Raw genomic sequence first — 21,203 nt, forward strand, 5'->3', positions numbered from 1 at the left:
TTCCTTGATTTGGTGTAACGAATTTTAAGAATATAATGATTTTGTGTTTTTATGGGGATTTCGGAGGGCGGTGCTCGGTCGAGAATTGGTTAAATGCATGGCGGGCCGATGACGAGCGCAACGAATTGCACGTTTGGCAAACCATAATTTCAATCAGCGCCGCCGCTGCATCGCTAGGCGGTGTGATACTACATTCATTTTTCTGGATCGCCCGTTCGCTGCAGTCAATGATAAGGCCTGCTTCGTCCGAGTTATCTTTCGCTTTGTCCGCGTAATTTCATGAAGGCCTCGTTGTAGGCGCGCAGATCCTCGCCGCTGTGGATGGCATCGCCATGGCCATCAGGATACCAGCCCGGCACCTCGACGACGCGCGAGAATGGGCCAACGTATACCATCAGCGGGCGTGTGTCGCGGCGCAGTTTCTGACCCGTCTCAGGGTGAATTCGCGTCTCGCTCATCTTGAGCTTCCTTGAAAGATATCAGCGCGACACCGATCAGCCTCTCACCGGCAAACCTGACCAAGGTCGCTTGGAGTTCTTGATCTGGGCCGCTCGGATGCCCCGTCAACGGTCAAGGTAACCGTTGGAAAACGCGTTTTTTCGCAAAAAGTCGGCACAGGGGGGTACGTAATCTTAGTTGCAACTTATGCCTATAGCACTGATAATGGGTGTATAATCCATAGGGCTGTGGCTAAAGGCATGCAAATCCTTATCCATCGAACCGTCGTGCCCCCGAAAAAGGTCGGCACAGTAACTTGCGCGTTTGGCGTGTTTCATCGATGTCGGGGAGGGTTTGGGCGCTAAATCGTTGATTTACAACGATGGCGGAGACGCCGGGATTCGAACCCGGGGTACCCCAGTTAGGGTACGACGGTTTAGCAATTCACGATCCGAACGCTCCCAAAGTGGCTATTTTCGGGAATATCGCCTGTTTTTATGGCGTTAGGGCCTGCGCAGAACGCGCAAGACGCGCATCGAAGCGCAACACCTTCCGTCACAAAAGTCGGCACACCTCCTTTGGCCCCTTGGGCCATGCTGAAAACCGTTGTTTTGACGCCAAACGCGCAAGACGCGCAGTGACGACAGCAAGTGAACCGTTGGAAGGTCTGCCACCCTTGCCTTCGGTCCAATGCATAGCTGTAGAGCTACAACTGCTGATTATCCTGCCTCGCGCGCAGGGGCAAGATTTGCATCAAGGGGAAGGGCGCCATGAGCACCACCCTTGCCCATAAGGGGCTGCCTTCGGGTGTTGGCCGTTTCGACCTGCTGCGTCTGTTCGAGCAGGTAGCGAGGCCAGGCTTTGGCCTGTCGTCCACCGCCGTGGCGCTGGTACGGCATTATGTGCTCAAGACCATGGACGGCGACTATCTGTCTGGCCGCATCTGCGCCATCTGGACGCAGGCTTGTCGCTTTGCAGAGGCCTTGGGCCTGACGCCGCGCTCGATCAATTCGGCCGAGCGAGAGTTGGAGAAGGCTGGCTTCATCATCCGCAACGCTGGCATCAATGGCGAACGCGCAGGTGACCGGCAGGACGGGGTCGTGGTCTGGGCCGCAGGCATCAATCTGGCTCCGCTGGTCGAGCGATTTGCCGAGATGCAGGCCAAGGCCGAGGCGCTGGAACTGCAAGCCCGCGCCATCCAGCAATGCCGCGCCGAGATCCGTCAACTGGGCCAACGAATCCGCGAGGCCGGTGACGAGGATCTGCGCGAACGGGCTGAAACCATCCTACCCGATGGACGCACGGCGCGGATCACCAACATCGACCGCCTGATCGCTATCCGCGAGGCCTTGTCCGCCATGCTCGCTGCCATCGAACACAATCCGGAATCCGGGCTAGAATCTTATCCCCGTGCACTGAAATCTTCCGACGCGCCGGAAGAAAACTGCGCACCCAATATACAGAACCAAAACTCATCACGAAGGCGTACCGCGCCAGCCCGCGATCCGCTCGAACGCATCCGGCCTGCAACCGCGCTGGTGGTGGCCACAGAGAGCTATCGCGGCATCGTCGAGGCGCTGGGTGGGCCGAGCTGGCCCAATCTTGTCGAGGCGTCGTGGCGCAGTTGTGGGAGGCTTGGCATCGCCCAGAGCACATGGGGTCGAGCTTGCCAGCAGTTCGGTCGGGAACGAGCGGCGCTCAGCGTCTTGTTGATCGACCGGAATGCGGAATTGCCGTTGGGACACCGCTATCGGGTGGGCTCACCAGCAAGGTGTCTGGCGGGCATGGTGCGTCGGGCAGGCTCGGCAGGGATGAACCTCGCAGGACTGTTCCGGGCCACCGAGCGCAACGCTCAGCAGGCGCCGTCACAATCCCCTGTGCCTGAGCCACCCATCGAGCCGCAAGCTGGCCCAATGGCTCATCTGACCGCGAGGCTGATGGCCAGCGTTGAGCGGCGCGTCACATCTGACGGGTGAAGCTACCCAGCATCTCACCTGTCCAAACGTCTACACACTCACAAGTTCACACGTCCACATGTGGACGGGCAAGGAAATCTCTATGACCATCATAGCCATCGTCAGCCAAAAGGGAGGCTCGGGCAAAACCACGCTGTCGGTGAATCTCGCCGCCGCTGCTGAAGCTGCTGGCGCCATCGCGCTCATCATCGACACCGACCCGCAGGCCACCGCCAGCCAGTGGGGTGCTTGGCGATCTGACAAGGCTCCGGAAGTGATCGACAGCGCCCCACCGCGTATTCAGGCTAAGGTTGATGCTGCCCAGCGCCAAGGCGCGACCTTCATCGTGATCGACACGCCACCCCATGCCGATAGCGCAGCCAGCAGGGCGGTTGAAGCCGCGGATCTGGTGCTCATCCCTTGCCGTCCGAGTGCCTTTGATCTGGCCGCGATCAAGACCACGGTCAGCCTGGTGCGCTTGTTCGACAAACCCGCGTTCGTCGTGTTCACTGCTGGCCCGCCCTATGCGCCGCGCATGTATGAGGAGGCTGCAGAACTGGTTCAGGGCTTCGGGATCGAGGCTTGCCCCTACATCTTGCCAGATCGGGCTGTCTATCGACATGCCAGCGCAGCGGGTGCTTCGGTTATTGAGTTCGAGCCTGACGGCAAGGCTGCTGTCGAAATCACGGCGCTTCGCGCGTGGACCATCGCACATGTGAACACGTCCACAGCCGCACATGAGGGAGTGTGAGCTGATGAGCCGCTTTGCCAACCTCGCCGACAAGCCAAAGGCCAGCCCCAAATCGCAACCACAGTCCGCTGCGCCCGGATTGGAAGACGCCCAGACAGAAACCGCAACGCACGCCGCCCCGCAGAGATCGAATAGCCGCACCGGGCGCAAGGCCATCGCAGGCTACTTCTCGCTGGAAATGTCGCTGGCTATGCATGTCTGTGCTCGCAAGCATGGCCTTAGCCTTCAGGAGCTGATGGCCGAGGCCTTCGACGATGTCCTGCGCAAATATGGGCAAAGCCCTGTGGGGTATTGATCGGCGCGCCGGACTCTCCGGGGCGGATCATTTCGTTCTTAAATTTGGTCGAGGTAGACGTTCGTTCAAACGCCTTCAAAAGCGACCTCAGAACGGCCAATCTGTCGACCGATCCTGAGCGGCCGCCTGCTTCAGGCATGCAAGTGGGGGGCAAAAAATGCCACAAGGTCATGATCGTTCAACGGCAGGGCGAATCGAATCGCGATTAATGGATTACATCACAGGAAATTTTGGCTAGATTCTCCTCACAGCCGATTTCGTGCTGAAAAATTCTGGACCGAAACACAAAAGAAATGGCCCGCGCCGATCATCTCGTCTCTCTTGTTCGCGCCAGCGTTGCTGGCGACCGTGAGACACTGCGCGCCGCCGCCGAGGCCATTGTCGCGGACGAACGGGCAAAGAAGCACCACATCGTCGCAGACCGCATCGAGCGCGCACTTGGCACCGTACCGGTCACGCCGCCACCACTAACCACGTCCCAGCCCCAGGTAGGACCTGGCCGGGACACGATCATCGAGATCGAACCGCGGGTCCGTTTTGACGATCTGCTCCTTTCCTTGCCCGCGCGCGAGAATGGGCGGCAGCTCATCGAAGAACATGTGCGTGCCGAAGTCCTGCGCGCACATGCCTATGAGCCGCGCCATCGGATCCTGCTTTCCGGCCCACCTGGAAACGGAAAAACCTCCTTCGCCGAAGCAATCGCGGAGGCGCTTGGCCTCCCTTTCTTCGTTGTGCGTTATGACGCCCTGATTGGCAGCTATCTCGGCGAGACCAATGCCAGGCTGCGCAAGCTGTTCGACTATGTGCGTACCCAGCCGAGCGTTCTGTTCTTCGACGAGTTCGATGCCATCGGCAAGGAGCGCGGGGACACCCACGAGACCGGCGAGATCAAGCGCGTGGTTTCGTTCCTGCTCATGCAACTCGATCAGTTGCCGCCATATGTGATTGTTATTGCAGCGACGAACCACGCTGAGTTGCTGGACCGTGCGGTGTGGCGCCGTTTCCAGATGCGGCTGGCCTTCCCCGAACCCGATCGCAAACTTCTCGAGGTGTTTCTGGACCGCATCATTTGCGGTTGGCCGGAGGCGCCACGCATGACGGTACAGAAGCTCGCAGCCCGCCTCGGCGCGGTCAGCTATGCCGAAGCGCTCGACCTGTGTCAGAATGTGAGGCGCAGGCAGATATTGGGTTTGGGGGAGATCAGTATCGATGATGCGCTCGCGAGAGAGCTTGAGCTTTGGAAGTCGCGCGTTCGGCCCGGGACTGTAGATGCCGAGCGATTTGACAAAGCCCCTGCTGAGGCTGACGCCAGACCAGCCAAGACCCCGCCCCGCCGGCCAGCAAAAATTCCCCCGGCCACCTGAATCTTTCCCTCGGGATCGTCAGCAAGCCACATTCGCGCCGAAATTCGACCGCCTGGGCCAGGCTTTGGCGCGAGATCCCGGCGGCCTCGAACTGCGTGCCGATCCGGCTGCCCTGGCACCGGAGAGATTGCTCGTCTTCGAAGTCCGTGGCTCGGTGAACAATTTTGCCGCAGCCGTTCAGCGGGTGCCCGGCCTCGAACTGATCGACGAAGAGGAGTTGGGCAGCGACGACGACAAGGAACCCGTCGCCTATCTCCTTGTTCCGGACGCGCGCGCGCTCGCAGAATTGCTCTCTCTTTGGAGGCGCTGGAACGCCGATCAACTGCAATTCGGGGAGACGCCTTGGCGTGGCGTGTTCGAACTGCTTCGCGATCTGCGACCATGGGGGCCGCAGGACAGGGTCCAACGACTGGACGCCAGTTTTCTCGCCGAGGAGATCGAGGGGCGCAGCGAGGACGAGCTTGTGCCGCTGGAGATCGAGTTGATCTACCGAGCCTCTGAGGTTCAGGCCCAAGCACGGGAAGATGAAGTGCGCGCGGCAGTGTCCGCACGCGGCGGGCAGATCATCTCGCGTGCCCGGCTGCCCGACATCGCCTATCATGCCCTGCTCGTGGATTTGCCGGTACGCGCGATCCGGGAGATCATCGGACGGGCGGAAGGCGGCATCGCCAATCTCGAGCCGGTCATGCACATCCGCCCGCAAAGCCTAGCGACGACGATCGAGATCGAGGACGTCACAGACGCCGGCGCCCCTGCTGCGGTCGGCGAGCTGCGCGAACCGATCCTAGCCCTGCTCGATGGGGTTCCGGTCGCCGCACATCCGCTGCTCGCTGCTCATCTGGTCGTGGATGATCAATTCGATCTCGAACCCAATGCGCCCGTGGACCAACGCGTCCATGGCACTGCGATGGCGTCGCTCCTCGTGCATGGCGACCGGAACAATCCCGCACCGGCATTGCCGCGACGCATTCACGTCGTTCCGGTGATGGGTGCAGGGGACTGCTTCCCGGCACGACGGCTTGTTGTCGACATCATCTTTCTCGCCATTAGAGCGATGCGGGAAGGCGCGGATGCAACGGCGCCGGGCGTGCTGATCGTAAATCTTTCGCTTGGCAACGAGCGGCGTCCCTTTCAGTCATCGCTGTCGGCATGGGCACGGCTGCTGGATCGACTGGCGTACCGATACGGCATTCTGTTTCTGGTGAGTGCCGGTAATGTGAGGGAGACCTTCGGCGTCCCAGCCTTCGCGACCGGAACGGCCTTCGAAGACGCAGACGCCGCCGCTCGCTGTGACGGCACACTGACCGCGATCGGTAATTTGATGGCTGACCGGCGTATATTTTCGCCGTCCGAGGCAATCAACGCAGTTACGGTCGGCGCGTCCAATGACGATTGGGTGTCGGCGGCGGACCGCCGCGCCGCGCGCACCCTCATCGACCCTTTTCCGGGCATTCGTGCCGCCAACCCTTCGAGCGCTCTCGGCCCTGGATTTGCCCGATCGGTCAAACCCGACATTTTGATGCCGGGAGGTCGCGAGCACCTCCGCCAGATTCGGACTGACGATCATGTCTTCGTCAGACCGGCTCCATCGACGCGCCCTGCTGGCCTCAAAGTGGCGGCGCCTCGTACCGGCGGTACCGGGATAGCCGAAGGCTATTCGGGCGGGACCAGCGGCGCAACCGCGCTGGCATCACGCACATGTCATCGGATCCATGACGCACTGGAGGCGGCGTATCCGGATTTTGCGGGCCTGCCCCACATTCAGCGGGCGGTCCTGCTCAAGGCGCTGCTTGTCCATCCCGCCCGTTGGCCCGATGACATTGCTGCACGGATCAAAGCGATCATCGGCCCGGTCGGCGGGCATCACAGCCACATCAAGGACAGTATCAGGCGCTTCCTGGGATTTGGCTATGTCGACGCCGACGACGCAGTAACGTGCGCGGAGGACCGCGCGACGTTCTGGGCGGTTGGAGAACTTTCACGCGACCGTGTCGCCACTGTCCGTGTCCCCGTACCGGCGGTCATGAGCGGTCAGGCCCGGCCCCACAGCCTGTCGGCGACGCTGGCATGGTTCACACCCGTGCAACCGGGACGCAAGAGCTACCGATCAGTTCGCCTCAAACTGCTTGATCCAGCCGAAGCCGGAATGTTGAGCGTTTCTCCGCGTAGCCTTCAGCCTGACGGCAATCAGACCAATCGCGGCACCATATTTATGCGCTGCTGGGAAGGTGACCGAGCGCCGGTTGTCGGTCCTGAAATGACAATTGACCTCGTAGTTCAGCGCGATCCGGATCCCGGCACCCCGATAGATGAAGCCGTGCCATTCGGCCTTGCGGTTACGATCGCCATGCCCGGGATTGTGGGCCTCTACACACAGGTCGCGCAGCGCCTCGGCATCGCTCCGCGTCAGCCGGGCTAATCACTGTCCTTCATGTCATACTGCTGCTAAGCATGAAAAATGGTAACCATTCCAAACTGGATCCTCAAAAGCCGGGAGGCTTCATACTGCGACCAAGGTGGCGTGGAGGACTGCTCACGATGCGGCGCTCGAGGCTCGCGAAAGCCTTGCATAAGGGCTTTGCACCACCGACGTCACCAAAGAGAAAGTGGGAGGAATAGCTTTCGAGTTCCCCGAACCCGAAAGGATTTTCCATGCATCCCAACGCACTGGAGCCCGCAGCGTATGTAAGCCAGCTTGCGGAAGCTTCGCTCCGTTTAATTCCGCATCTGTCCGCCAGCGTAAAACTCACCCGGCGGATGGTCAATCAGGCCATGGAGGAGGCAACCGGCTCCACTTCGGCCTCTGGAACCTGGTCCCAGCGTGACAGCTGTCAGGTGCTGGAAATGGCTGTGCTTCGCTGGCTTGCCGTGCAATCGATGCCCTCATCGGCCGAGCAGGCACTTTCCTTTCTGCACAATCTCGAAGCCCGCCTACCAACCCAGACCGTCCGCAGTGAAGAACAAGTTGAGCGCCAGCATTTCTCAACGCCGTTGGGATTGGCTTGGTTGGCGGCTCACTTTGCCGACATCCGACCTGACGAAGTGGTGTTCGAACCCAGTGCGGGCACTGGAATGCTGGCTATCTGGGCGAGACATGCTGCCAGTCTCCATCTTAACGAGATCGATCCGGTCCGTCAGGGGATCCTGCGCCATTTGTTTCCCGATGCGACCGTGACCGGCCATGATGCCGCCCGCATCGCGGCTCATCTGACCCAGCGGCCCAGTGTGATTCTCATGAACCCACCCTTCGCCCGCAACGCTGCTGGCCTTGAGGATCCGACCACGGGCGCACGCCACCTGGCCGCGGCACTGCGCGTTTTGAAGCCCGATGGGCGCCTCGTCGCCATCATGCCCGACAGCTTCCAGCCCAGCGGTCGCCGCGCGGAACTGTTCCAGCGCGCGCTGCAAGGCGCAAGTGTGGCGTTCCATGCCCGGCTTGAGGGTGCCTTTGCCAGACAGGGCACCTCGATCGCGGTGCGCTTGCTGGTGATCGACAAGTGTGCCGGCTCCATCAACACCACCGTCATCAACCGGGATACGCTTGCCGATCTGGTGCCCTTCCTGTCCAAGGTTCCACCGCGCCGTCGAGGCGCAACTGAATTGGCGCTCGTGGCCAAACCTCCAGTTTCGCCTGCCAAAACCACGTCCACCTTGCTGGGCGGATTCCGATCAGCCACACCGAAACTGGCCACAGCAGCGTCGCGCGGCGATGCCACCGGCGCCATAACGCTGGCCTATACCCTTCGCGACACTATCGCCGATGCCGAACAGGCGGTGGGCGTCTATGTCGCCTATCGGCCCCAACGCCTGATCTTCGAGAACGCGGCCGACCACCCCACCCAATTGGTGGAATCTGCAGCCATGGCCTCAGTGGCGCTGCCAACACCAAGCTATGTCCCCCAGCTTCCTGCCAAAGTGATCCGTGACCGTGTTCTGAGCCGCGCCCAGCTTGAAACGCTGGTCCATGCGCTCGATGCGACCTCGTCCGATCTTCCCGGCCGCTATCGCGTGCCAGAACGCGGCCTCGAGCTGGTGCCGGATGCCGATGGTGCGATTTACCGGCGCGGCTTCTTCCTCGGCGATGGCACTGGTGCTGGCAAAGGCCGCCAACTCGCCTCGATCCTGATGGATCAATGGCTGCGCGGTCACCGCCGCCATCTCTGGATCAGCGAAAGCAATGCCCTGATCGAGGATGCCCGCCGCGACTGGCAGGCGCTGGGCGGCATTGCGCTCGACATCCAGCCCCTGTCGAAGATCAAGCCCGAGGCCAGGATCCGGCAGGCAGACGGCATCCTCTTCGCCTCCTATGCCACGCTGCGCAGCGGCACCGGCGAGAAGACCCGCCTCCAGCAATTGCTGGAATGGATGACGCCAGATTTCGACGGTGTGATCCTGTTCGACGAGGCGCATGCGATGGGCGGTGTCGCCGGCGGTGAAGGCCGGTTCGGTGCTACCAAGGGCTCGCAGCAAGGCATCGTCGGCGTCGAATTGCAGAACCGCCTGCCGCGCGCTCGCGTGATCTACGCTTCGGCCACTGGGGCCTCGGACGTGAACAATCTGGCCTATGCTGTCCGGCTAGGGCTGTGGGGCGAAGGCACAGCCTTCCCGGATCGCAGCTCGTTCATCGCCCGCATCCATGAGGGCGGCATTGCCGCAATGGAACTGGTCGCTCGCGAATTGAAGGCGATGGGCGTCTATACGGCTCGCGCGTTGTCCTACGCTGGCGTCGAATACGACATCCTCGAACACGCACTGACCCCGCGCCAGATCGCGGATTTCGACGCCTATGCCGATGCCTGGGCGATCATCCACCGCAACCTTGAGGCCGCGCTGGGCGCTTCGGGGGTCACTGATCCGCTCGAGGGCAAGACCCTCAACGGTCAGGCGCTGTCGGCGGCGCGCTCGCGCTTCGAGAGCTCGAAACAGCGCTTCTTTGGCCAGCTCCTGCTGTCGATGAAGCTGCCTTCGCTGCTTCCCGCTATCGAGGAGGCGCTGGCCACGGAGCACAGCGTCGTCATCCAACTGGTCTCGACCGCCGAGGCCTTGCTCGACCGGCGTCTCGCCGACCTCTCTGCCGAGGACCGTGCCGAGATCCAGCTCGACCTTTCGCCCCGCGAGATCGTGGCGGACTATCTCGACAATGCGTTCCCGACCCGCGCCATGGAAAGCTACTGGGACGAGGACGGCAATGAGCGTTCACGCCCGATGGTCGATGAGGCGGGCAATCCGGTGCATTCGCAGGAGGCCTTGAGGATCAAGGCAGAAACGCTGGAACTGCTGGGCGCACTGCCACCGATCGTCCCCGCGCTCGACGCCATCATCTCCCGCTTCGGCACCGATGCCGTGGCTGAGATCACCGGTCGGACGCGCCGATTGGTGACCTTGCCCGACGGCAGCCAGCGGCTTGAATCGCGCACCGCCAACCAGTCGCTGGCCGATGCCAATGCTTTCATGGGCGGTGCCAAGCGCATCCTCGTGTTCTCGGATGCCGGCGGCACGGGGCGCTCCTACCACGCCAGTCTCGATGTGAAGAACCAGCAGCGCCGAATGCACTTCCTGCTTGAGCCGGGGTGGCGCGCGGACCGCGCCATCCAGGGGCTTGGCAGGACCAACCGCACCCATCAGGCCTCGGCGCCGGTCTTTCGTCCGGTCACCACCGATTGCCGCGGCGAACGGCGTTTCATCTCGACGATCGCCCGCCGCCTCGATGCGCTTGGCGCGCTGACACGCGGCCAGCGGCAGACGGGTGGGCAGAACCTGTTCGATCCTGCTGACAATCTCGAGAGCGATTATGCCCGCGAGGCGCTAACGCGCTGGTATCATCTGCTGCATCAGGGCAAGCTGAGCAGCATTGGCTTTGCCGATTTCTGTGAGCGCACTGGATTGCAGCTTGAGCAGGAGGGCTGCCTCACCGACAATCTCCCGCCGATCCAGCGTTGGCTCAACCGCATTCTGGCGCTGCCGATAGCACTCCAGAACGCTGTCTTCGACGAATTTCTGGGGCTGGTTGAGGCGCGGATCGATGCGGCTCGCAAGGCAGGCACTTTCGATGCCGGCGTCGAGACCTTGGTGGCCGACAAGCTGACCATCATCGAGGAGCGGATCCTGCGTGAGGAGGCCAATGGCGCCTCGACCCAGCTTCTGACCCTGGAAGCGCAGTGGGCGCCCAAATTCACACCGCTTGCCGAGATCGTGAAGCGCATTGGCCTCAAGACCCGGCTGCTGCGCAATGGCCGCTCCTCGCGCGTGGCTCTGCTGATGCCCGATCGCACGCGCCTGATGGACGATGGTACGCCGGTTGCCAGTTTCACGCTGCACCGGCCTGGTGGGCGAAACTGGCTCACCGCCGACGAACTCGCCGAGAGCCACTGGGATGATTGCGAGCGTGAGGTCTTCGAGCAGGCCTGGCAGACTGAGGCCGATGATCTGGCGGCCAAACCCTATACCGAGCGCTTCTACCTCGCGACCGGCCGCCTGCTGCCGATCTGGAACCTGCTGGGCGATGAGGCGCAAGTCCGCCGCCTCGTCACCCAGGATGGCCGGTCTTTGCTGGGACGCATTGTGCCCGCCGAGGGGGTCAACATGCTCCTCGACAAGCTGGGCATCGGCGATCGCATCGCGCTATCGCCTGAGCAACTGGTCGATGCGGCGCTAGGCGGCAAGGTCGTGCCCATCGATGCCTTGTCTGGCGCCAGCCTCAAGCGCTCCCGGGTCAACGGTGAGCAGCGGCTTGAGGTCATCGGCTTTGATCCCCGCGCTTTGCCTTCGTGGAAGGCCAAGGGATGCTTCACCGAGATCATTGCCTATCAGACCCGCCTGTTTATGCCGGTGAACAGCGCCTGCGACATCGTGGCGGCACTGGCGGCTTAGCGGCTGCTCAGAGAGAAGCCTTCAAGCTGCGGCGTTGCGCACGCCGCGCTTGATGCGCTTGCCAACAGGTAATGCCGAGCCTTCGTGCCGCGTATCCTGCGCCATGGCTTTCGGGGCCGTCATGCGGAATGATCGCAGAGTTGCGACCTCCTCAGGATGACGGGCCAGAATTTCGATCAGGCCTACCGCCGCGTCGCTCGGCGGCGTGCGCCCGCTTTCATATTTCTGGAAAGCCCGCTTGCCGCCACCGATGATGATGCCTGCCTCTTCCTGGGTCAGGCCCAGCTTCTTGCGCACAGTCTTGATGCGGGCGGCATAGGCCTCGCGCAGTTCCTTGAATGCCTCGTTATAGGCGCGCAGATCCTCGCCACTATGAATGGCATCGCCATCGCCTTCGGGATACCAGCCCGGCACCTCGACGACGCGCGAGAGCGAGCCGACGCACACCGTCTGCGGGCGCGTGTCGCGGCGCAGTTCCTGCCCCGTCTCGGGGTGAATTCGCGTCTCGCTCATTTCAAACCTCCTTGAAGGATGTCAGCACGACATCGATCAGCGTCTCGCCGGCAAACTTCAGATACAACCACAAGCCATCGCAGGGGATGTTGTAGGTGTCGTGCCATAGCCGATGGTTCGGCGGATTATGTGCCGTCTCGGACTTGATGAAATCGCCCGGTTCCAGCGCCTGCACGACATCGACAATATCCTCGAGCGAATAGCCGATCTTCTGGGCATCGCGGGCCGCCTTGCTCGTGATCTCAAGCGTGTCCACATCGGCAAACTTGGCCTGGATCGCTTTGAGGTCATGGTGCGGGGTCCGCTTTACCGGCATGTTCAATACACCTTAAAGGTCATTTTTGCAAGAGGCGCTTTTGCAAGGCTGCACGGGGGAATCGGCGATGCAAACGGTTCGGATTGCTGCCTTAGCGGCCCACGCGCCGTGAGGAAACAAACGCCCAGAGAAAAGGGGAAAGCCATGGGGGCGAGGCCCCCTGGAGGCGAAAGCGTCTCCATGATCCGGGCCTCTCGACCCAAGCGCGGGAGACCCTATCATGCAGTCCACCACCCTGACGCACGCCAAGCTGCGTCTATCCGAGAGCAACGTCCGTAAAGCCAATGGCGACGCGGGTCTTGAGGCCTTGGCCGCCAGTATTGCCGAACACGGCCTGTTGCAGCCCCTGATCGTCAGTCCTTCGGCGGGCAGGAAGACCCTCTACGATGTCCACGCCGGGGGCCGCCGTTGGCGGGCGATCGGCTTGCTGATCGAAAGCGGCGTGCTGCCGAAGGATTACGCGATCGACGTGCGGCTCTGCGAGAACGAAGACGCCGCCGCGCGCGAGATCAGCCTTGCGGAAAACCTGATCCGCGAAGCCATGACGCCGGCGGATGAGGCGCGGGCCTATCGCGATATTGTCGATGGTGGCGCTGATGCCGAAGCTGTGGCGCGTCGCTTCGGCGTCACCGTCCGCCATGTTCAGGGTCGCTTGCGGCTTGCTGACCTGGCCGAGCCGATCTTCGCGGCGCTGGCCGCTGGCGAAATCACGCTCGATGTCGCCATGGCCTATGGCTCGACCGGTGACCGCGAGCGGCAGGCAGCGGCATGGGAGCGCCTGTCGACGAGCTGGCAGGCCGACAATCCCCAAGCGATCCGCCGCGCGATTGCTGAGGAAAGCCTCTCGGCCGATCACCCCATCGCACGGTTTCTCGGCGAAGCTGAATATGTGGCCTGCGGTGGCCGGATCGAGCGCGATCTTTTCGCCGCTGAGGGCGAAGGCCGGTGGCTTGATGGCGATCTCGCCATGGACCTCGCCGCCAAGAAGCTGGCGCATGAGGCTGAAGTCGCTGAACTCGGTTCCAAGCTCGCCTGGGTGAAGCCGACATTGGCGACCCATGTCACCTATGACGAGACCAAGGATCTCCACGCCTACTGGCCGCGCCGGGCCGCGCCCAGCGCTGAAGCACAGGCCCGCATGGACGAAATCTCGGACCGGATGACCGAGATCGCCGAGATCCTCGACGCGCCCGATGACGGCGATGATGTCGAAGCGCTGGAGGCGGAATACAACGCGCTCGATACCGAGCATGACCAGCTTGCCGACACCGACCTGCTGATCCCCGAAGAGGACAAGCCCAACGTCGGCACCTTCCTCGTGCTGGGCAAGGATGGTCAGCCGCGCCTGCTGGAAACCTATTATACTTCGGCCAAGCCCGCGCGGCGGCCATCTGCATCGTGCGAACCCGTTGGCGGGGCCGAGATCGAGGGCGAGGAACCTGCGCCTTCGGCCAGCCTCCCACGCTCGCTCGAAGAGCAGATGGCCAAGGATCGCCGCGACGTTCTGGCGCTCCACATCGCCCATGATCCGGCGCTGGCGCTCGATCTGGCGATCTTCAGCCTGGCGCGCGACCACGCTGGCCATTTCGGCTATTCGGACACCGGCTGCACCATCCGCATCACCGACCGCAATGAGCCATCGGGTCTGACCGGCATTCCGGCGAGCCTCGCTGTGACCGAACTCGAACAGCAGCGCGCCAGCCTGCCCAATGACTGGGCCAGCGAAGAGGACAGCTTCGCGTCCTTCCTCGCCTTCCGGTCGCTGGAAGATGGCGTGAAGGCGGGCTGGCTCGCCTATGCCGTCAGCCAGAGCCTCAAGGCGAGCCTCGCCAGCGGCGCGCACGCCAGCACCTTCCAGAGCCGCCTAGGCGCCGAGATCGGCATCGACATGGCCCAGCACTGGCGGCCGGGTGCGGAAAACTTCTTTGACCGGATCAAGAAGGCGCAAACCTTAAGCATCCTCGGGCAATTCGATCCCGAAATCGCCCTGCGATATGCGGCGGCGAAGAAGGCTGAACTGGCGACGGCTGCTGCGCGCCTGTGTTCGGGCGACACGATCATCGAGCCGGAGATCAAGGCCAAGGCGCTCGCCTGGGTGCCCGATGTGATGCGCTTTGACGGCGTTGCGGGTGATCTGATCGACAGCGGGATGGCCCTCGACGACGGGTATGAGGATGCCGGGGACGTGCCGCTCGACGCGGCCAACCAGAACGATGTCGACGACCCGCTCAATCAAGCGGCCTGACCCTCAACCTCAAACAGCCACCGAACCGATCCTCCTTCCGTGCCAGAGCGGGAGGAGGATGGCGTGCCTCGCGAGCAAGGCCCGGATCAGGAGGAGACCATCCCATGAAGCCCCGTCACGACATCTACGCCACTGTCACCGCCCAGCTTGTCGCCGCGATCGAATCCGGCGCAGGCGAATGGCGAATGCCCTGGCACCATTCCGGCGCGCCGGTCATGCGCCCGACCAGCGTGGCTGGCCGGCGCTATTCCGGCATCAACCGTCTGGTCCTCTGGGCCACGGCCGATGCCTGCGGCTACGCTTCGGGCATCTGGGCGACCTATCAACAATGGCGCGCCCATGGCGGCCAGGTACGCAAGGGTGAGATCGGCACCCACGTCATCCTCTGGAAGAAGGTCGAGCGCGGCGATGCCGCCGTCGAAGCGGGCGACGAAGGCGACAGCCGCGCTCGCTTCTTCGCGCGCAGTTTCGTCGTCTTCAACCGCGATCAGGTGGACGGCGCCCAGGAGGCTGCCGAGAAGGAAGTCGCGCCCATCAGCACCTCGGTCGCCGATGCGCTGACATTTCTCGAAGGTCTCGGCGTCCCGGTCGAATATGGCCTGCACGACGCCCATTACCGCCCCGACATCGACAAGGTCTTCATACCCGGGCGCACGGCTTTCGACCATGACCTCGACCTTGTGTCCACGCTCGCACATGAGGTCATCCACGCGAGTGGACATGTGGACAGGTTAGCTCGTGAGACGCTGCGCGACTATCACAAGGAACGCAGCATTCGGGCGCGCGAAGAACTCGTGGCCGAGCTAGGCGCCAGCTACCTGATGGCCGATCTGGGGCTCGCCTACACGCCGCGGCCCGACCATGCTGCCTACCTTGCCAGTTGGCTGGGGGCTTTGCGCCACGATCCCAAGGCGATCTTCAACGCCGCCGCGCAAGCGCAGGCCGCCGCCGACTGGATCCACGCGGCGCACAAAGCTGCGATTGCGCCGCTGGCGATTGCGGCATGAGGCAGGCCACAGCGCCCGCGCGCCTCTGGCCCGATGGCGCGCAAGTTGGCTGCCGCCCTGTGTCGGGCATTCTGCCCGGCGAATGGCTGCAAGCCTACACAGCCATGGTGGCGTCGATCCGCACCGGCATGGCTCGAGAGATGCGATCCTTCGCGCCTGTCCACCGCTGGCGCGGAACGGCGCACAGGGTGCTGCTGCGCAATCCCTATGCCGACATCGGCCTGACCTGTCTCGACGGGCAAGCCGCCGTCTGGATCGGCGAGCGGATCGACCATCACTATCGCATCCGCTGCGAATGGAGCGATGTCTCTGGGCCGGCCCATCACTGGCTCGCCAGCATCGCGCCGACTTTTGCGGCCTGCGCCGAGCGCATCGGCTTTACCCCCATCGACACACCCATCGATCAGCCTTGGCTCGAAGCCGCATAATCATGTTCCTTCAGGAGATACCCATGTCCCGACTGCCCACTTCCGGCGATTGGCGCGAAGGCAACCTTGGCCGCACCACTGCTGACTGGCCGTTCGACTGGGTCGCCGAAATCACGGCGATCGACCCTTTAACCCATAGCTACACTTGCATCGGCACGGTCCGACAAGCCGGCACCCGCCGCTATGACGAGGCGCTGGCTAACCTGCGCCTTATGACCCGCGCACCTGCCATGCTCCGGATCCTGCAAGCTGTCGCGCAAGTGCTCGACATGAGTGACCCTGACCACGATGCCTTTGTCGATAGCGCCGCGGATTGCCTTGATCCGCTGCTTGAGCAGCAAGAACCTTTGCGGGCGTTGCTGGCAGAATTGAAATCTGCTCCGCTGGCTGCGGCGGGAGGAGTGCCGCAAATACCTCTCAGCACGGGAGCAATGGCGTCATTCAGTGAGCAATAGGCCAAAGCTCACGCTGGCAAACACCCGCTGTGGCTGTCGATTGCGGCGGCAAAGCCCTGCATCAAACGCTTGTGGGTTTCCGAACCCGCGTCTTTGCCGGTCTCCGCATCGGCCAGGGCTTGGGCTGCCTCGTGCAACTCGGACCAACTGATATGGCAGACCTGTAACCTGTTTGAGGCATCCTCGAACAAGTCGCCGTGTTCGGCAAGCAAGCGTTCCAGCAGCGCGTTCTTTTGGGACTGCGGGATCGATGCCAAGAAGTCTTCAGGCAAGTTGCCGTCCGAGGAACACCCTGCTTGCGCCAACACGGCAGAACCGTCGCGATGTGGTGTCACATAGAGCAACCCAATATGCGAACGCGTTCCGGTCAAACGCTCCTCGCATACCATCAGTGCAAGATATTTCAGGACCTGACCGGGCCATGTCTTCGATCCGAGCTTGAGCTCAACCCCGACCAACGCATCGTCCGCGACGAAGAAGGCATCTTGCTGGGTTACGTTGCCGCCTGCCATCTCGGGATAGCGCGCTGCGACTTCCCTTCCCAGTCGTTCCACTGGGCCATCGCCATCAAAGTTCAGCGGTGAGAAAAAAAAGGCGCCGTATCGTTTGGCTGGGAGCAATGCCGAAAGTGATGTCGAAAATATGATTGAGCGGCTCTTCGAGACGTCTCATTCGCTCGGCATTCTCTCGCGCCGTACCTTTGCGAGTGTAGATTGATCCGCCATTTTGGAGATGGCTGCTGGGAATGGTCACGGTCGCGCCATCGACTGTCCATTCGCGCTTGGGGATCGATGTCAAACCTAGCAGGCCCGGACTCCAATAGAGCTGATCAATCGTATCCCAGTATTTCAAATGCCAAGACAAGGCTGGCTCCCTGGATCTTTCCGAACGGTGTTAACTGTGCCGGTCATATGGGTCACCTGACGAATGCTATTCGTCGATCGCCACGGTCAGCTTCTTGCGCCGCGTCGCCTTCGGCTGAGGCACAGGAGCAGCCTCGACCACCGCCTTCGGCTTGCGGCCGAGGCCGATCTTCACCGCCAGCTCCTTGCGCTTTGCGGCATATTCGGGCGCGACCATGGGATAGTCGGCGGGCAGGCTCCAACGGGTGCGATATTCGGCTGGGCTGATTCCATGGTCGGTCGAGAGATGCCGCTTGAGCATCTTCATCTTGGCCCCGCATTCGAGGCAGGCGATGGCATCGGGCTTGACCGACGAGCGCACCGAGACGGCAGGCTCACGCTTCTCTTCCACCGGCGCGGGGGCTTGGCCCAAGCCCGCAAGCGAGGCATAGACCGACTGGATCAGCACGGGCAGTTGGTCAGCGGCAACGGCGTTGTGACTGACATGGGCGGAAACAATATCGGCAGCCAGCGTCAGCAGCGTTTCATCGGCCATGGAAATAACGTCCTCATCCGTTCGGCGACGGCACATGCATAGCGTAATATTTCCCAGTCACGAGAGGGCAATCAGGCAATACCCCCAACAAATCCCTTCGTTTCGCCGCGATGGGGCAGCGCGAGGCGCATCGCGCCCTTGCAGCCACGTTGCTTGCATCGGGCACGGGTCTGCACTTCCGACAACCACAGATGCCCGAAATCGCCCAGAGCCAACAACTGTGCCGGCGTCACGAAGCGCACCTTGCCGCAGACGCGGCAGGTAAGCTCAAGCCGTGTGTCGGCATCGAGGTCGCGCAACTGGATGGCATCGAGCCAGCTCACCAGCTGTCCTCCGCCTCGGGGATCCGGGTATAGCTGATCTTCGACCCGACATTGCCGCCGACGGGAGGAGCCCACGGACCTACGCTCACCACCGTCTGGCCGAAGCGGGAATTGAGACCATCCATGGTCCGGCTCAGCGCCTCGCAGCGCTGCCGCTCCTTGTCGTCATTGGCGAACAGATCGGGCTGTCGCGCCGTGTCGAGCGTCAATTCGCCCAAGGTCACGCTGACCCGCATGATCTTCGTCGTTGGGGGAATAACAGCCGTCACGCGCTCCCACAGTTCACTCAGCGCGGCAAGAATGGCCATGTCGTCCTGAACCTCGCCCAAGGGCGCCACATTGCCCCAGCCACGCTCAAAGCCCTTGAGCCAGAGATAGAGCGCCGAGGCGTAGAAATTGGATCGCCGCATTCGTCGCGCGGCCTTCACCAGCAGCAGGCGGGCAATGGCGCGGGCATCATCCAGACTGCGCTGGTCAGGCGGCAGGACGCGGGCATGGCCGAACATGTTCCGCTCCGTCTCAGGCGCCTCCACGGCATAGCCATGGAGCGCATACCACAGCCGCTCGCCGGTTACGTTGCGCCAGATCGCCCGCATCTGCTTGGGCTGTAGGGCCAGCAGGCCTGGCACATCCCCAACGCGGGCCGCGGCAAGCCGCTTGACCATTGCCCGCCCAATGCCGGGAATTTCCTCCAGCTTGAGCCGGGCAAGCTGGGCCGGAACATCCTCTGGATACCAGATCGTCAGGCCATCGGGCTTTTTCGTGTCGCTGGCGATCTTGGCCAAATGTCGATTGGCGGCAAAGCCGATCGAGCAGGTCAGCGTGGCGCCGATATTGTAGCGGATCGTGTTTTTGATCCGCTGGGCAAGATCGCTGGGATCACCCCTCTGCGTATCGTCCAGCCAGCACGAGACTTCGTCGATCGATTTCACCTGATCGACCGGGATCACCGACCCGATCTCGGAGATCAGGGCATTGTGCGCTCTGCGATAGAGGTCCGGTTTTTGCGGCACGAAAACAATGTCCCGGCAGATCCGGCGCGCTTCATCGACCATCATTATGTTTTTCACGCCGCGCGCCTTCGCCTCGCGTGAACAAGCGATGATGCAGGTGCGCCCGCCACCGGCATAGGGGATCACACCAACCGGCCTACCCCGAAGGCGGGGGTCGCGCAGTTGCTCGACGGACGCAAAGAATCCATCAAAATCAAGGTAAAGGTGTTCAATCGTTGTTGGTTTTCGCATGGGCTCCAGCCCGAATCGGGTGAGCCACAAATGAGAACATAATGGGAACTTGTAGGCAATAGGGCCGCACCCAGCATGAAAGCGATGGGCACTCAGATCATTGGGAAATTTGGCTTGAAATTGCGTAAATCAAGCCGGATCTGGCCCCGAGCTACCGGCGAATGCAGCTCAAGGCGAATTGAGAAAGGCAATTTGCTCCAGCAATCCCGCAAGTACGGGGCGGATGCGGAGAAGTTCTGTGCGGTGTGCCAGCGTCAGTTTGGCAAGCGTGGTCTCGGCGTTCTTGGTTAGCCCCAGCACAACCCTGCGCCGATCAGCCTCACTCGGCTGCCGAACGATCAGACCCAAACGGACCAGGCGATCAACCAACCCGGTCACGCTGTGTGGACGCAACAATAGTCGGTCGGCCAATTCTCCGACCGAAATCTGACGTCCCCGGGCCGCACGGATAGCCAGCAAAGCCTGATGCTGCTGTGGCATCAGGCCAACATTGTTCGCGGCAGCCTCGCTGAAGTGCAAAAAGCCGCGCATGGTATGGCGAAATTCCGCCAGCGCCTCATAATCGGTATCGGTAAGATCAAGGGACTCAGGGAGATGGGGCTGACAGGGAGCAGGTTGCAACATATCGCATTACGATATAATGGGTCGCACCCTCCAGCAACCAGAGAATGGCGCGCATGCCAAAAAAATACGGGCTTTCAGAGCATTCGAACCGTTTGACCTTTGGTTGGTCCGGTGGCCAAAGGCAAGGTGTGAGGCTGTGAGCACGTTTCAGCGCGTTACATCCGCCAGGATTTTCGCGGAATTTGGCGAAAGCTTGCGCGCAGGCCTGGGCATCGTGTTGGGCCTAGCCTTAACGGGCCTTGTCTCTGGCGCGATTGCAGGCGGTTGGAACAGTCCGGTATTGCTTATCGCCCCGATGGGTGCATCTGCTGTCCTGCTGTTTGGCGTTCCGGCGAGTTTGCTCGCGCAGCCCAGGGCTATCATCGGCGGAAATCTCATCGCCGCTTTTGTCGGGGTGAGTGCGGCGCGCTGCATACCCTCGCCTTTCCTTGCAAGCACCGTTGCGGTCGGAGTTAGCTTTGCCGCCATGACGATCTGTCGCTGCGTTCACCCGCCAAGTGGCGCCATCGCCCTCACCGCTGTGCTGGGAGGGCCGCAAGTTCTTGCCCAGGGTTATGGATTTCTGGCCATTCCAGTCGCGCTTAATAGTCTGGTGCTGGTACTTGCGGCCTACGCCTACAACAATCTGACTGGGCACTCCTACCCGCACCACGCACACCTTCCCGCGCATCCGCATATGGGGTTGGCGCAAACCACCCTTGAGGCGAGCGACTATGAAGAGGTGTTGGCCGACTACGGCGAAGTGCTCGACATCGGTCGCGAGGATCTGGAGGTCCTGTTCCGAGAGCTTCTGGCCCGGATGCAGGAAAAAGCAGGTAATTAGTAGATAGTTGATGGAAGAGATTTAAATCTTGTTTCCACACCATGCACAAAATACGCAATTTTCATCATTGGCCAGCTCATTAACGTGCCCGCAAAGCGGGCAAATTTTGATGAGTAGCAGCCTGCGCAGTGAATTGCGGATGGTTCGAAAAAGT

General features: G+C 61.9%; 20 protein-coding genes. 11 read left to right on the top strand and 9 right to left on the bottom strand.

Going from position 1 to position 21,203, the window contains the following annotated elements; translation table 11 throughout:
• Positions 1 to 251: 251 nt before the first annotated feature.
• The gene (locus GTZ99_RS11575; protein WP_201742494.1) at positions 252 to 458 is read right to left on the bottom strand and encodes a hypothetical protein; all 207 of its coding nucleotides are present in this window, start codon (positions 456 to 458) and stop codon (positions 252 to 254) included.
• Positions 459 to 1,208: 750 nt separating this feature from the next.
• On the opposite strand from GTZ99_RS11575, the gene GTZ99_RS11580 reads away from it, so the two are divergent.
• From GTZ99_RS11580 to GTZ99_RS11605, 6 genes are all read left to right on the top strand, one after another.
• Positions 1,209 to 2,414: a helix-turn-helix domain-containing protein gene (locus GTZ99_RS11580; protein ID WP_161719015.1), complete on the top strand. Its 1,206-nt coding sequence runs from the start codon at positions 1,209 to 1,211 to the stop codon at positions 2,412 to 2,414.
• An 82-nt stretch (positions 2,415 to 2,496) separates the two neighbouring features.
• The gene (gene parA / locus GTZ99_RS11585) at positions 2,497 to 3,144 is read left to right on the top strand and encodes a ParA family partition ATPase (protein WP_161719017.1); all 648 of its coding nucleotides are present in this window, start codon (positions 2,497 to 2,499) and stop codon (positions 3,142 to 3,144) included.
• Between the two features lie 4 nt (positions 3,145 to 3,148).
• Entirely contained in the window at positions 3,149 to 3,439 is a 291-nt protein-coding gene (locus GTZ99_RS11590; protein WP_161719019.1) for a ribbon-helix-helix domain-containing protein, read from the top strand.
• Positions 3,440 to 3,732: 293 nt separating this feature from the next.
• Entirely contained in the window at positions 3,733 to 4,803 is a 1,071-nt protein-coding gene (locus tag GTZ99_RS11595) for an AAA family ATPase (RefSeq protein ID WP_161719021.1), read from the top strand.
• Positions 4,709 to 7,222: a S8 family peptidase gene (locus GTZ99_RS11600; RefSeq protein WP_227711283.1), complete on the top strand. Its 2,514-nt coding sequence runs from the start codon at positions 4,709 to 4,711 to the stop codon at positions 7,220 to 7,222. The genes GTZ99_RS11595 and GTZ99_RS11600 overlap by 95 nt, the downstream gene beginning before the upstream one ends.
• A gap of 233 nt (positions 7,223 to 7,455) precedes the next feature.
• Complete coding sequence (locus GTZ99_RS11605) at positions 7,456 to 11,673, top strand: strawberry notch family protein (RefSeq protein ID WP_227711284.1); 4,218 nt, start codon at positions 7,456 to 7,458, stop codon at positions 11,671 to 11,673.
• Positions 11,674 to 11,694: 21 nt separating this feature from the next.
• Here the strand turns inward: GTZ99_RS11605 and GTZ99_RS11610 are convergent, their stop codons facing one another.
• Together GTZ99_RS11610 and GTZ99_RS11615 are read right to left on the bottom strand one after the other, a co-directional pair.
• Complete coding sequence (locus tag GTZ99_RS11610) at positions 11,695 to 12,186, bottom strand: type II TA system antitoxin MqsA family protein (protein WP_161719022.1); 492 nt, start codon at positions 12,184 to 12,186, stop codon at positions 11,695 to 11,697.
• Between the two features lies 1 nt (position 12,187).
• A complete protein-coding gene (locus GTZ99_RS11615) occupies positions 12,188 to 12,502 on the bottom strand; it encodes a type II toxin-antitoxin system MqsR family toxin (RefSeq protein WP_008067945.1) in 315 nt (104 codons plus the stop codon).
• Positions 12,503 to 12,722: 220 nt separating this feature from the next.
• Here GTZ99_RS11615 and GTZ99_RS11620 point away from each other — a divergent pair, with 220 nt between their 5' ends.
• The 4 genes from GTZ99_RS11620 to GTZ99_RS11635 all read left to right on the top strand — a co-directional run bounded on the left by GTZ99_RS11620 (position 12,723) and on the right by GTZ99_RS11635 (position 16,637).
• Positions 12,723 to 14,747: a ParB/RepB/Spo0J family partition protein gene (locus tag GTZ99_RS11620; protein WP_161719023.1), complete on the top strand. Its 2,025-nt coding sequence runs from the start codon at positions 12,723 to 12,725 to the stop codon at positions 14,745 to 14,747.
• 104 nt (positions 14,748 to 14,851) lie between these two features.
• Positions 14,852 to 15,754, top strand: coding sequence for an ArdC family protein (locus GTZ99_RS11625; protein ID WP_161719024.1), 903 nt, complete (start codon positions 14,852 to 14,854; stop codon positions 15,752 to 15,754).
• A complete protein-coding gene (locus tag GTZ99_RS11630; RefSeq protein WP_227711285.1) occupies positions 15,751 to 16,182 on the top strand; it encodes a hypothetical protein in 432 nt (143 codons plus the stop codon). The genes GTZ99_RS11625 and GTZ99_RS11630 overlap by 4 nt, the downstream gene beginning before the upstream one ends.
• Before the next feature lie 23 nt (positions 16,183 to 16,205).
• Complete coding sequence (locus GTZ99_RS11635; protein ID WP_227711286.1) at positions 16,206 to 16,637, top strand: hypothetical protein; 432 nt, start codon at positions 16,206 to 16,208, stop codon at positions 16,635 to 16,637.
• 8 nt (positions 16,638 to 16,645) lie between these two features.
• Here GTZ99_RS11635 and GTZ99_RS11640 read toward each other — a convergent pair whose 3' ends face one another.
• The 6 genes from GTZ99_RS11640 to GTZ99_RS11665 form a co-directional block, all read right to left on the bottom strand.
• On the bottom strand, positions 16,646 to 17,191 hold the full coding sequence (locus GTZ99_RS11640; protein ID WP_161719026.1) for a hypothetical protein: 546 nt from the start codon (positions 17,189 to 17,191) through the stop codon (positions 16,646 to 16,648).
• Positions 17,192 to 17,204: 13 nt separating this feature from the next.
• Complete coding sequence (locus tag GTZ99_RS11645) at positions 17,205 to 17,501, bottom strand: hypothetical protein (RefSeq protein ID WP_161719028.1); 297 nt, start codon at positions 17,499 to 17,501, stop codon at positions 17,205 to 17,207.
• A gap of 66 nt (positions 17,502 to 17,567) precedes the next feature.
• Positions 17,568 to 18,035, bottom strand: coding sequence for a MucR family transcriptional regulator (locus tag GTZ99_RS11650; RefSeq protein ID WP_161719030.1), 468 nt, complete (start codon positions 18,033 to 18,035; stop codon positions 17,568 to 17,570).
• A gap of 71 nt (positions 18,036 to 18,106) precedes the next feature.
• The gene (locus tag GTZ99_RS11655) at positions 18,107 to 18,358 is read right to left on the bottom strand and encodes a hypothetical protein (protein ID WP_161719032.1); all 252 of its coding nucleotides are present in this window, start codon (positions 18,356 to 18,358) and stop codon (positions 18,107 to 18,109) included.
• Positions 18,355 to 19,602, bottom strand: coding sequence for a Y-family DNA polymerase (locus GTZ99_RS11660; RefSeq protein ID WP_161719033.1), 1,248 nt, complete (start codon positions 19,600 to 19,602; stop codon positions 18,355 to 18,357). The genes GTZ99_RS11655 and GTZ99_RS11660 overlap by 4 nt, the downstream gene beginning before the upstream one ends.
• 168 nt (positions 19,603 to 19,770) lie before the next feature.
• The gene (locus tag GTZ99_RS11665) at positions 19,771 to 20,226 is read right to left on the bottom strand and encodes a MarR family winged helix-turn-helix transcriptional regulator (RefSeq protein WP_161719035.1); all 456 of its coding nucleotides are present in this window, start codon (positions 20,224 to 20,226) and stop codon (positions 19,771 to 19,773) included.
• Positions 20,227 to 20,362: 136 nt separating this feature from the next.
• Between GTZ99_RS11665 and GTZ99_RS11670 the strand changes: the two genes are divergently transcribed.
• Positions 20,363 to 21,049: an HPP family protein gene (locus tag GTZ99_RS11670; protein ID WP_161719037.1), complete on the top strand. Its 687-nt coding sequence runs from the start codon at positions 20,363 to 20,365 to the stop codon at positions 21,047 to 21,049.
• Positions 21,050 to 21,203 lie beyond the last annotated feature (154 nt).

It is taken from the genome of Novosphingobium ovatum (assembly GCF_009909235.1).
GTDB classification, from domain to species: domain Bacteria; phylum Pseudomonadota; class Alphaproteobacteria; order Sphingomonadales; family Sphingomonadaceae; genus Novosphingobium; species Novosphingobium ovatum.

Bases quoted from the DNA above. Each gene is read 5' to 3' on its own strand.
- GTZ99_RS11665 (WP_161719035.1), bottom strand. From the start codon at position 20,226: ATGTTGCAACCTGCTCCCTGTCAGCCCCATCTCCCTGAGTCCCTTGAT.
- GTZ99_RS11610 (WP_161719022.1), bottom strand. From the start codon at position 12,186: ATGAGCGAGACGCGAATTCACCCCGAGACGGGGCAGGAACTGCGCCGC.
- GTZ99_RS11575 (WP_201742494.1), bottom strand. From the start codon at position 458: ATGAGCGAGACGCGAATTCACCCTGAGACGGGTCAGAAACTGCGCCGC.
- GTZ99_RS11580 (WP_161719015.1), top strand. From the start codon at position 1,209: ATGAGCACCACCCTTGCCCATAAGGGGCTGCCTTCGGGTGTTGGCCGT.
- GTZ99_RS11625 (WP_161719024.1), top strand. From the start codon at position 14,852: ATGAAGCCCCGTCACGACATCTACGCCACTGTCACCGCCCAGCTTGTC.
- GTZ99_RS11605 (WP_227711284.1), top strand. From the start codon at position 7,456: ATGCATCCCAACGCACTGGAGCCCGCAGCGTATGTAAGCCAGCTTGCG.
- GTZ99_RS11635 (WP_227711286.1), top strand. From the start codon at position 16,206: ATGTCCCGACTGCCCACTTCCGGCGATTGGCGCGAAGGCAACCTTGGC.
- GTZ99_RS11595 (WP_161719021.1), top strand. From the start codon at position 3,733: ATGGCCCGCGCCGATCATCTCGTCTCTCTTGTTCGCGCCAGCGTTGCT.
- GTZ99_RS11630 (WP_227711285.1), top strand. From the start codon at position 15,751: ATGAGGCAGGCCACAGCGCCCGCGCGCCTCTGGCCCGATGGCGCGCAA.
- GTZ99_RS11600 (WP_227711283.1), top strand. From the start codon at position 4,709: ATGCCGAGCGATTTGACAAAGCCCCTGCTGAGGCTGACGCCAGACCAG.
- GTZ99_RS11650 (WP_161719030.1), bottom strand. From the start codon at position 18,035: ATGGCCGATGAAACGCTGCTGACGCTGGCTGCCGATATTGTTTCCGCC.
- GTZ99_RS11620 (WP_161719023.1), top strand. From the start codon at position 12,723: ATGCAGTCCACCACCCTGACGCACGCCAAGCTGCGTCTATCCGAGAGC.
- GTZ99_RS11590 (WP_161719019.1), top strand. From the start codon at position 3,149: ATGAGCCGCTTTGCCAACCTCGCCGACAAGCCAAAGGCCAGCCCCAAA.
- parA (WP_161719017.1), top strand. From the start codon at position 2,497: ATGACCATCATAGCCATCGTCAGCCAAAAGGGAGGCTCGGGCAAAACC.
- GTZ99_RS11660 (WP_161719033.1), bottom strand. From the start codon at position 19,602: ATGCGAAAACCAACAACGATTGAACACCTTTACCTTGATTTTGATGGA.
- GTZ99_RS11615 (WP_008067945.1), bottom strand. From the start codon at position 12,502: ATGCCGGTAAAGCGGACCCCGCACCATGACCTCAAAGCGATCCAGGCC.